Origin of the sequence: Opacimonas viscosa (assembly GCF_024199005.1) — a bacterium.
Classification (GTDB): Bacteria; Pseudomonadota; Gammaproteobacteria; order Enterobacterales; family Alteromonadaceae; genus Opacimonas; species Opacimonas viscosa.
Genome location: NZ_JANATA010000206.1, coordinates 1 through 259 on the forward strand (window position 1 = coordinate 1; position 259 = coordinate 259).

At 41.7% G+C, this 259-nt stretch carries 1 protein-coding gene and 1 pseudogene; both read left to right on the forward strand.

Annotated elements, in window-relative coordinates:
• Positions 1-141, forward strand: a pseudogene (gene rnhB / locus NLF92_RS13315) (ribonuclease HII); the annotation flags it as partial.
• 4 nt (positions 142-145) lie between these two features.
• On the forward strand, positions 146-259 hold a 114-nt coding region (locus NLF92_RS14335), incomplete at its 3' end, for a PHP domain-containing protein (protein ID WP_432420234.1).

A 259-nucleotide genomic window follows, 5' to 3' on the forward strand; every position in this document is an offset into this window, starting at 1 on the left:
GACGCCTACCCCCAGTATAATTTTGCCGGGCATAAGGGTTATCCGACTAAAGCGCATTTTGAAGCCATTGCTGAATTTGGCGTTTTAGACTGCTATCGCAAAAGTTTCAAACCAGTAAAATCGTTACTTGAAGAGAAATAACATCATGTCATCGCCATTTATTCATTTACGTGTCCACAGCGATTTTTCAATGATGGATGGGCTTAATAAGGTAAAGCCTATCTTAGGAAAGGTAGCAGCTTTGGGTATGCCTGCCGTT